Origin of the sequence: Parablautia muri (assembly GCF_009917485.1) — a bacterium.
Lineage (GTDB): Bacteria > Bacillota > Clostridia > Lachnospirales > Lachnospiraceae > Suilimivivens > Suilimivivens muri.
This window is the reverse complement of the sequence record NZ_QZDT01000083.1, coordinates 1-9528: the sequence shown is the minus strand read 5'-3', so window position 1 is coordinate 9528 and position 9528 is coordinate 1. Positions and strand designations below refer to the sequence as shown.

At 50.3% G+C, this 9528-nt stretch carries 12 protein-coding genes; all 12 read left to right on the top strand.

What is annotated here, in order from left to right; translation table 11 throughout:
- The coding region (locus D5281_RS23025) for a tRNA-dihydrouridine synthase (RefSeq protein WP_277935572.1) at window positions 1–222 on the top strand (222 nt) is incomplete at its 5' end.
- A gap of 30 nt (window positions 223–252) precedes the next feature.
- Window positions 253–1137, top strand: coding sequence for a radical SAM protein (locus D5281_RS23020; protein WP_160562261.1), 885 nt, complete (start codon window positions 253–255; stop codon window positions 1135–1137).
- Between the two features lie 11 nt (window positions 1138–1148).
- Entirely contained in the window at window positions 1149–1976 is an 828-nt protein-coding gene (nudC, locus tag D5281_RS23015; protein WP_160562260.1) for an NAD(+) diphosphatase, read from the top strand.
- A gap of 295 nt (window positions 1977–2271) precedes the next feature.
- The gene (locus D5281_RS23010; RefSeq protein ID WP_160562259.1) at window positions 2272–2988 is read left to right on the top strand and encodes a LytR/AlgR family response regulator transcription factor; all 717 of its coding nucleotides are present in this window, start codon (window positions 2272–2274) and stop codon (window positions 2986–2988) included.
- Window positions 2981–4453, top strand: coding sequence for an ATP-binding protein (locus D5281_RS23005; RefSeq protein WP_330585274.1), 1473 nt, complete (start codon window positions 2981–2983; stop codon window positions 4451–4453). The genes D5281_RS23010 and D5281_RS23005 overlap by 8 nt, the downstream gene beginning before the upstream one ends.
- A complete protein-coding gene (locus D5281_RS23000) occupies window positions 4431–5201 on the top strand; it encodes a hypothetical protein (protein WP_160562257.1) in 771 nt (256 codons plus the stop codon). The genes D5281_RS23005 and D5281_RS23000 overlap by 23 nt, the downstream gene beginning before the upstream one ends.
- A gap of 94 nt (window positions 5202–5295) precedes the next feature.
- Entirely contained in the window at window positions 5296–5991 is a 696-nt protein-coding gene (locus D5281_RS22995) for a DUF6033 family protein (RefSeq protein WP_160562256.1), read from the top strand.
- Between the two features lie 220 nt (window positions 5992–6211).
- Complete coding sequence (locus tag D5281_RS22990) at window positions 6212–6748, top strand: hypothetical protein (RefSeq protein WP_160562255.1); 537 nt, start codon at window positions 6212–6214, stop codon at window positions 6746–6748.
- 130 nt (window positions 6749–6878) lie between these two features.
- Window positions 6879–8306 carry a DUF4885 family protein gene (locus D5281_RS22985; protein WP_160562254.1) on the top strand — a complete coding sequence of 476 codons (1428 nt, stop codon included), beginning with the start codon at window positions 6879–6881 and terminating at the stop codon, window positions 8304–8306.
- A gap of 104 nt (window positions 8307–8410) precedes the next feature.
- The gene (locus D5281_RS22980) at window positions 8411–8824 is read left to right on the top strand and encodes a hypothetical protein (RefSeq protein WP_160562253.1); all 414 of its coding nucleotides are present in this window, start codon (window positions 8411–8413) and stop codon (window positions 8822–8824) included.
- Window positions 8825–8878: 54 nt separating this feature from the next.
- Window positions 8879–9022 (top strand): hypothetical protein, encoded by a 144-nt coding sequence (locus tag D5281_RS22975; protein ID WP_277935571.1) that lies wholly within the window; start codon window positions 8879–8881, stop codon window positions 9020–9022.
- 228 nt (window positions 9023–9250) lie between these two features.
- Complete coding sequence (locus tag D5281_RS22970) at window positions 9251–9499, top strand: hypothetical protein (RefSeq protein ID WP_160562252.1); 249 nt, start codon at window positions 9251–9253, stop codon at window positions 9497–9499.
- Window positions 9500–9528: the final 29 nt, after the last annotated feature.

The window sequence follows — 9528 nt, the reverse complement described above, 5'->3', positions numbered from 1 at the left end:
CAGACCTGCAGGGCGGTAAATATCCCGGTCATCGGGATGGGAGGGATTCAGACGGCGGAGGATGCGCTGGAATTCATCATGGCCGGGGCTGCCGCAGTGGCGGTGGGGACGGCGAATTTCAGGAACCCCTGTGCCATGCCGGAGATCATTGGCGGGCTGGAAAAGTACATGGAGGAAAACGGTATCCGGGATTTAAAGGAGATCAGGGGTATCGTCAGTTAGATTTTTACAGACAGGAAGGAGAGATGGTTTATGCATTACACGGGAACGATATGGAGGCCGCCCTATGAGGCGGGGAGCGCACTGGTACAGGTGACAGCGGGCTGTACCCACCACAAGTGCAAGTTCTGCACGCTTTATGAGGACGTGCCGTTTAAGTTCCGTATGTCGCCTTTATCCGAGGTGGAGGCGGACTTAAAGGAGATCAGCCGCTACTACCGGAACGCAAAGAGGGTATTCTTCACCGGGGCGAACCCGTTCGTATTAAGTTTTGACAAACTGAAAACGCTGGCGGAACTGGTACGGAAATATTACCCCAGAGTGCAGTCCATCGGCTGTTTCGCCCGCATCACGGACATCACGCCGAAGACCACGGAGCAGCTACGGGAGCTGCGGGGGCTTGGGTACAACAGCCTAACCATCGGCGTGGAGGCGGGAGACGAGGAATCTCTGTCCTTCATGCATAAAGGGTTCGGCACGAAGGAGATCATAGAAGAATGCAAAAGGCTGGATGAGGCAGGGATGGATTATAACTTCTTCTACCTTGCCGGGATATACGGCTCCGGGCATATGGAGGAAGGGGTGAAGAACACGGCGGAGGTGTTCAACCAGCTCCACCCGAAGGTCATTGTTTCCTCCATGCTGACGGTCTATCCGACCTCGGAGCTGTACCGGGAAATCCAGGCTGGGAACTGGACGGAGGAAACGGAGATAGAAAAGCTGTATGAATTAAGGACGCTGATCGGCAGCCTTGACATAGACACCTATTTTGTAACAATGGGCGCATCGAACTGCATCAACGTGGAGGGGCATCTGCCGAAGGACAGGGGACGGATGGTCAAGTGGCTGGATGAGGTCATCGGCGCAGTGGACGAAAAGGAGCTGCGCAGATACCGCGAGAACCTGCGGCATCTGTAAGGAGGGGAGCCATGATACAGGATATCTCCCCTTGCAGGCTGGATATGGCATACTGCGGTACAGCTCCGGCCCCGGATGACTGCTTTTTCTCCTTCCGGGGAGAGGATGTGCTTTTGCAGGATATGGGGGACGGGCGCAGGAGCCTCCCGTCCTTCCGGGATTTGGGTCATCCGGTAGGAGAAATGGAAAGCAGGGCGGTATTCCTGTTCCGGGCGGGCAGGGAGCCCGTTTACCTGCTGGGGCAGGAGATGTCCGGATGCCGGGGGCTTGGGTATTTCCCCATCTGTGAATTAAAGGGCGTCCTGCCGGAATGGGCTTTCTTTGCCGGGGCCACGGCCCTGCACTTAAGCCGCTGGTATGAAGGGAACAGGTACTGCGGCAGGTGCGGCGGGAGGATGGAAAGGAAGCCGGGGCAGAGGGCGCCTGCCTGCCCGGAATGCGGGAACACGGTATATCCCGGCATCGCCCCGGTGGTAATGGTGGCGGTCACGGACGGGGACAGGCTGCTGATGACAAAATATGCAGACCGCTCCCTCCCGCAGTGGGTACTCATATCCGGTTTTGTGGAGGCGGGGGAGACGCTGGAGGAAGCGGCGGAGAGGGAGGTCTATGAGGAGACAGGCATCCGCATCCGGGACTTGCGGTATTTTGGCAGCCAGCCGTGGGGGTTCTCCGGCTCCCTGATCGCAGGCTATACCGCAAGGCTGGACGGCCCTGATGGGATACGCCTTGACAGGAAGGAGCTGGCGGCGGCAGAGTGGCATCCCCGCACAGGGCTTCCGGACGGGCTGACAGACATCAGCATTGCCTATGAGATGATTGAAGCCCTGCGGCTGTAAAAGGAGAATACACTAAGGAGAAATGGGGAAAGGGCTTACAGGTCCTTTTTCCTATTCAGAAAACCGCTTGGAAAGCGGGGGAAACAGAGGTAATAAGCTTACACGGCGGTTTGCGTTTGCGCCGCCTTATATCGGACGAAAGGCGAAAAACTTTAGACCTGTTTTTGAAATTTCCGTACTGCATTTATGCCTTTCGCTCCATTTTATATGCCTTTCGTTCCCTGCATCCCAAAATAACAGAAAATCTGCCGATAAACTAAGTGACGGCTGAAACGGAAATCCGAGGTGATGAATTTTGAATATAGCAGTGGTCGATGATGAGGAAGCCATTAGGGAGCAGATTGGCGGATTCATAAAAAAATGGAATCCCGATTTTGACATAAGCGGTTTTACCACGGGGGAAGGACTGCTTGCGGCGGGAAAGGATTTTGACATTATCTTCCTCGACATACAGATGGAGGGCATAGGCGGCATTGAGGCGGCGAGGACTCTCCGGCAGTCCGGCGTGGATGCGGTGGTTATCTTCATTACGGGGATCAGGGAATATGTGTTTGAGGCTTTTGACGTCTCGGCATTCCACTACCTGCTAAAGCCCATTGAGGAACAGAAGTTCATGGAGGTGCTTGGCAGGGCGGAGGAGGAAGCCAGGAAAAGGAAGGGGCAGAAGGAGCGGCAGATATTCATACGGGCGAAGAACCAGGGGTATACGCTTAACCTAAACAGCATCCTGTATATTGAGAGCAGGGGGAAGAAGGTGGAAATCCATACTACGGACATGGAGGATGTCATAGAGTCCTATGCCACGATGGATGAACTGGAAGGGCAGCTTGGGGATGGCTTTTACCGCTGCCACAGGGGGTATCTGGTCAACATGGCGCACATAGCGAGGTATGACAGCAACAGCATCTTCCTTTCCAGCGGCGAGAAGGTTTACCTGACAAGGAAGAAGCATAATGAGTTTGTAAAGGCGTATATGTGGTATTTGCAGAATGGAGGGGTGTCCTGTGTATGAAGTGGTGAGCGGCCTGCTGGAAGTGTTTTCTGCCGTGTTCCAGGGATACTGCCTGCAGTATTTCTTTGGGAGTTTTCTGGAAACAAGGATACGGAACCGGCGGATAGGCGGGGTGGCAGCCGCAGCACTGTATGGGGTTCTGCGGTTAGGGACGGGACTTATCTTACCAAAGGGCTACACGAGTTTTTGGGTTTTCGCAAGGCTGGCAGTAATCCTATGCATTGTATCGATGATTGCGCTGGTGTTTTATAGGGTAGTTGGAAAGATAACTTTATTTCTTATAGTTACCTTTATGGCTGTGGGTGAAATGAGCGTTTTTCTTGCGCATATTTTTTTTGAATTAGCCTGTCATCTGTTCCGGCTGTGGGGCTGGTGCTTGGAAAATGGATATATTTCGCCATTGGAATTTTATAATCGTGTTATAAACATTATTACCATAGGAAACCAGATTTTGTTCCATGTAATTGGGGCAGCATTGCTTTATTTTACTATGAGGAAGATTGTGAGTAATTACCGGGAAAAGGACTATGGCATTCACAGGACGGAATTGCTGTTCATCCTCACACCGGGGCTGACAGGCCTGATGGTATGCACTTTACTGCGTATTACGATTGACACGGCAGAGAACGGCGTGCCAGAGATGCTGTATGACAGATATCCATCGCTGATGGTCATAATTCCCGTTATCCTGCTGCTGTTACGGTTCTCCATTGTGTTTGGGGTAAAACTCTTTCAGGATATGATCTGCTGGAACAGGGAAAAGAGCAGCCGCATTATTTTGGAGAAACAGGTCAGCAGCCTGCAGGAGCATATGGGGGAGATGGAGCGCGTCTATTCCGGGATACGGGGGATGAGGCATGACATGAAGAATACGATCTCCGTCATCATGCAGCTTGCAGCGGGGAAGGAGGAGGGGCTGCAGGCATATCTGGAGGAACTGAGCCGGACGATGGACAGACAGGAATTCCGCTTTAAGACAGGGAATACGGTTGTTGATACCTTGCTGAACATGAAATACCATGAGATTACAGGCACGGTGCCGGATCTGCGAATGAATGTGGAAGGGCTGCAGTTCCCTGAAAAGCTGTTCATTCAAAGTTATGATATCGGTATTATTTTAGGAAATGCGCTGGATAACGCAATGGAGGCGTGCCGGAAACTGAAAGCGATAGAACCGGGTGCGGAAGCCTTTATCCGCATCAGTTCATTCCAAAAGAGGGAGCTGTTTTTCCTGAAAGTGGAGAACAGCTTTGACGGGAAGGTAGTGAGGAGACCGCGGAATGAGTTCCCTGTGACGGACAAGGTGGACAGGGAGAATCATGGGATAGGGCTTATTAACATCAAAAGCACAGCGGAGAAATACCATGGAACAATGGATTTTAAGGTAAACGGCAGGGTGTTCATCCTGTCTGTGATGATGAAAAATGAAAGGAGAGAGGAAGATGGATTTCGGAGTAACAGGTAAATTGGGAGGATACTATCTGGCGGAGCAGTACCGGAAGAATGCGGCAGGCAAGAGCGAGGGCGTGAGTTTTGCGGAACTTGCGGCGGCAAAAGTTGCGGAGCAGTCGGATGTATCGGGAATGAGTTTTAAGGATATGTGGCAGGCGAGGTTTCCGGGAGCGTACTATCATACGGCAGATGCGTCCGATATTCCGCAGGGGGTATGGGAGAGGAATGATTTCCCGTTTGAGAAATTTTTCCGTAATGATTTAGACGAATCCGCCGTGAATTGGAAACCGAATGGGGCGAATCCTGCGATGGATTCATCCGGGGTACAGTCAAGGCTCCACTCAATCGCCGGACAGAAGTCGATTGTTGTGCCGCCGGAACTGGAAGAAAAAATGAAAAATAATCCGGCACTGGCAAAACAGGTCATGGAAAAGGTGGAGAGTTTTATAGCAACAAACCAAGTGCCTGGAAGGATATGTTCCCATCTGATTGTTCTGGATGAAAATGGGGAAATTGCACGTTTCCGTGCTTCCAGCCACGGTGGAAATATTACCGGCCCGACAGAGGAAGAAATGCTCCAGTTTGAGACGGAGCAGGCTGCAAAGAAAAAAAGGCGTGAGGAATATGTCCGTCTGAACGAGGAAAGCGCCCTGAAACGCAGGCTGATGGAGCAGGAAGCAGACGAGAGATATTATAAGGACAGCATAACCAAAAAGGCGGTTTCGATTGCCGCATATGAGGCGGCGGGCATTTTGAAGTAAGGAAGATCATGCCTGGACTTACCGCAAGGGGGGCATGGGCGGCCCTGAATGACAGAGGGGCCGCAGGTAAGATTTTTTGAAGGAGGATGAGATTATGTCAATGGAGATCATAAACAATTACAGCGATTATGGGAAAGGCTACACAAATACTGCAAAGGAAGGAAATGTGACAACAAGCACGGTGGAACTGAAAACCCCAACCGGGGGAACAAAATCGGAGCAGATTAAGACGGGGTACAGCAATGTCAATGACTATTCCAAATACCTGCAGGGCAAGTACAGCTATATGAATTCGGGTACAACCTCCATGCAGGGCGTTCCGACAACGGTATCCGTGTCGAGCGCTTTCCTGAAGAAATGTATGAACGACCCGGAAAAAGCAAAGTATCTGGAAGAAAATCTGGCGGCATTGCCGGACTGCGCCTCTTATGCGGTATCCCATGCGCAGGGAACACTGACGAGTATTTCCTATGAGATTGACGCAAATGGGAATATAACGGGAATTTCTTCCGGCACAAATGACCCCGATGGGAAGATAGCCAGAGAGAATGCGGAACGGAGGGCGAAAGAGAAGAAAGTAGCCGAGGAAAAGGCCGCCGAGAGGCGCAAGGAGAAAAAGGCCGAGGAAGAAAAGGCGGCGGAACGGCGGGCAGAAAGAAAAGAGCGGATGGAAGGTACGTTCACGGTATCTGCCACTGGCACGGATGTGAAAAGCGTTACACAGAATATTGTTGCGGCGGTATCCGGAACATCGTCACCCACAGGGGGCAGTTTTGACATAAAGGCATAAGGGGATGTTGCTTACACCCTATTCCGCAGAGGCGCAAAAACTATGCGCCTTTGCCGGGGGTAATTTGGAAGGAGGTGAAGGACGGTATGAGATTTGACCGGGGAACATAGGCAAAATGTAATTATGAAGTAATAAACCGCTCGGACTTATTACGAGGGAGCGGGTGTGGATCTGAACGACAGAGGGGCCGCAATAATAAAAATAATGGAGGATTTGAAAAATGAATATTAACGGAATAGGGGCAACGGGATATCCGGCATGGCAGGGAGCAAGAAAGGCAGAAGGCAGTGCGAAGGGTGATTTCGGGGCGAATGTGAAATCAACAGGAAATGTAGTACATATCGACCCTGACGCAGTATTTTCCATCCATCATGTAAAGACGGGGGAAAGTGCAAACGTATACCGGGCGGATGATTTTTCAGAGGACAATCCGGTCTATCTTGTGAAAGGCACTGACATAAACGGAAATGAATACGAGCAGACAGTGGATGTGAGCAAGGTAAATCCGAATAGCTGCTCTTATACGGAGATGCTTGCGTTAAATGCACATACCGGGAATAAGTCGGACAGCAATTTCATGACCATGTCGATACTGAAGGATAAGATGGACGGCACTTCCTACCACGAAAAAGCGGATTATATGGCAATGGCGCATGAGCTTATGAATGACATGAAAACGCTTGGAAATTGGGACGGGTATCTAAAGTACGGAAAGTGGATCAATGATATCCTTACTTTCTGCAAAGGCAAATCATAATTGAAAACAGCCTGCCCCACGGCTGTATATCCCCGATAAGCCACAGAGGGCAGGTATCCCCAGCGTTCTGGCAGATTGGGAAATCGGGGAGCAGAGGGGAGAACGGAAAAAGAATGGAGGATATTTAAGAATGAGTGTTAGTGGAATCGGAAGCAGTGCAGCAAAGGAATATTCTGCCTTATATAGTAATCAGGCGGCTGCATCCCGGCACAGGGCAGGGGAAGTAAAAGCACCTGCAAAGGCTGACAGTGTGGTGAAAACGCACCAAAGGGAGCAGGCCGTCCCAGTCTATGCGGAGCGGGCATCGCAAAGCGTCAGCCTGTCACAGCAGGACAGCGTAACAACATTTCCCATGCCATCTATTATTGCGAAATATGAAAAATACACGAAGGCCATTGATGAGCATTACGCAAAAGTAAATGAAGAAAATAAAAAATTTGATAATCCGTCAAAGCATATATGGGATAAATACTATAACACAAAATCCCCTTATTATGTGAAGGGGCTGACACAGAGGGAGCGTGAGATATGTGCGGAATCCGAGAGGCGTGTCCTGAACGGGCTTCCGGCGGCAGTGAACAGCTATGACCCGGTGATTCAGAAGAACTTTGGTGGAATCGTGAGCGATGAGGAATGGAATGATGAGGTGCGGTGTGGCATGAATGATTCCATCAACCAGCTTTTTGCGGAAAACGGCATTGACATACCGGAAGGGGCAGACCTGCGCCTGCGGGTTGACCCGTATGAGTACAAAATCCATGCAGGCGGTGTGGACGGGGCGCTGGCAAGGCAGATAGAGGAAGTCCTGAACAGGGGAAACAATGGAAGATACCTGTATGAGCATCTGCGCTGGTGTAATCCGGCGAATAACGGGTTTGAGCAGCCCAGGCAGTATTTATATGACACGGCATACCAGGAGAAGGCAGTCATGTGGCATTTTGTAAATGACATGACGGGGCTGGACATGAGGGAACTGGAAAACAGGGACGGGGTGATCTATACGCCGGATGGGCGGAACCTGTGGGATGCAGTAACAGAGCAAAATAATGAAAAGCGGGTAAATGGTGAGATGGATGCCCTGCCTATGGAATCCTTGTATAAAGATTATCAGGTATTTGTTAACGAGGGCTGGGATAAGGAAGATGGGCGCGGGCTTACCATCGGCTATAAAAATGGCAGCCTTTATGACATTGATACGGAATACGGATACGGGCCGGGCCAGAGGGAATGGCTGGAGGATAGCAGGAACCGGCACAGCCAGTATTGGGAAAATTACTGTAAAGAGCGGGAGGAGGCCCTGCGCAGGGAGAAAGCGGAGCCGACAGCCTTTGAGAAATGGCTGGACGGGCAGATGGCATATACGGAGGAAGTCCTTTCAGAGCTGGGGAACAGGACATATTGGAAGAGCGGGACACTGCTGTTCCAGCCGAATCTGAAAGCGATGCAGCAGCTATTGGATTATGCAGTCAGTAATGGGCGTGTTGTACCTCTTACGAAAGAAGTATTGCGCCTTCCGGGCAGGGGGACGCTGCGGGGCGGTCTTGATATAAAGGCATAGAATGAAATGAAACTACGGCTGCATATCCCCGATAAGCCACAGCCCAACAAGGCAGGGCAGGTATCCCCGGTGTTCCGGCAGATCGGGGAAAAGGGAAAAAATGAATGGAGGCAAAAGAGATATTGATGAAAAAAGCAGGATTTTTGTTGGCACTGATATGTATTCTCTCATTGACGGGGTGTGGAATGGTAGCCAGCGCAGAGGAAGAAATTTTACAGCCGGATACGGAAGAAAATACCGTGTCAGTAAACTTTGATGATGTGGCAACGCAAAGCGAACCGACTGAACAGTTTTGTAATCATCTGATACAGTTTACAGAAAGTATGTTCACAGATGAAGAAGGAATTGAATCGGCGGATGCAATAGTATCTTATGATGAAGGAACAGAGCAGTATTCAATAGAATTATCGTTAAAGACGAATGGTAAGGTAGACAGTGAAAAAATTGAAGAATATAAAACCTATCTGAGCAAAACATATGCAGATGTAATTTTGATTATTGATGGGGAGGTTATGTAAGGAAAAAGGGCGGGCATCCCCGATGTTCCGGCAAAACAGAGAGAGGAGATTGAAATGAATATAACAGGAATAGCAAAAAGCCATCAAGCGGACATCCAAAAGGAAGGAAAGCTATTCCCCAAGAAGGAATGGAAGCTGTCCGATTCCCTCCGGGAGCAGATAACAGGATGCGGAGCAGGGCGTCTATATGGGGAATAAGTTCCTCGTCCTGCGGAAAAGCGAGGTCGCCAAAGTCGCGCCGGACAGGGCAGGCATCCCCAGCAGATCAGTGAGTGGAGGTGAAGGCCGGTATGGGATATGATCGGGGAACATAGAGGATATTCTGTATGAAACAATGAACTGCTCGGACTTATTACGAGGGAGCGGATGCGGCTCTGAACGACAAAGGGGCTGACAAAAATAAAAATAATGGAGGAGATTAAGAAAATGAATGTAAATGGAATAGGAGCAGGATACCCGGCGGCAGGGTATGAAACGAGAAGGGCGGAAAGGAATGTGGCGGGAAGGAACTTTGCAGAGCAGGCGGCGGATGCGGTGCAGGCAACAGCCACCCTTCATGGTGCAGAAGAGGGTTCCGGGGATATTACGGTATTCTCAGGGGCGGAAGTAGTGAGCGGTTCATCTTATTCTGTTTTGAGATGGTATAATAAAGTTGTAACACCAAACAGGAAATAAATGATATATTCAATATAAAGAAAAGGAAG

What these genes read in the sequence shown, in the direction of transcription:
- D5281_RS23020 (WP_160562261.1), top strand. Translation starts at nt 253, where the DNA reads ATGCATTACACGGGAACGATATGGAGGCCGCCCTATGAGGCGGGGAGC.
- nudC (WP_160562260.1), top strand. Translation starts at nt 1,149, where the DNA reads ATGATACAGGATATCTCCCCTTGCAGGCTGGATATGGCATACTGCGGT.
- D5281_RS23000 (WP_160562257.1), top strand. Translation starts at nt 4,431, where the DNA reads ATGGATTTCGGAGTAACAGGTAAATTGGGAGGATACTATCTGGCGGAG.
- D5281_RS22995 (WP_160562256.1), top strand. Translation starts at nt 5,296, where the DNA reads ATGTCAATGGAGATCATAAACAATTACAGCGATTATGGGAAAGGCTAC.
- D5281_RS22990 (WP_160562255.1), top strand. Translation starts at nt 6,212, where the DNA reads ATGAATATTAACGGAATAGGGGCAACGGGATATCCGGCATGGCAGGGA.
- D5281_RS22985 (WP_160562254.1), top strand. Translation starts at nt 6,879, where the DNA reads ATGAGTGTTAGTGGAATCGGAAGCAGTGCAGCAAAGGAATATTCTGCC.
- D5281_RS22980 (WP_160562253.1), top strand. Translation starts at nt 8,411, where the DNA reads ATGGAGGCAAAAGAGATATTGATGAAAAAAGCAGGATTTTTGTTGGCA.
- D5281_RS22975 (WP_277935571.1), top strand. Translation starts at nt 8,879, where the DNA reads ATGAATATAACAGGAATAGCAAAAAGCCATCAAGCGGACATCCAAAAG.
- D5281_RS22970 (WP_160562252.1), top strand. Translation starts at nt 9,251, where the DNA reads ATGAATGTAAATGGAATAGGAGCAGGATACCCGGCGGCAGGGTATGAA.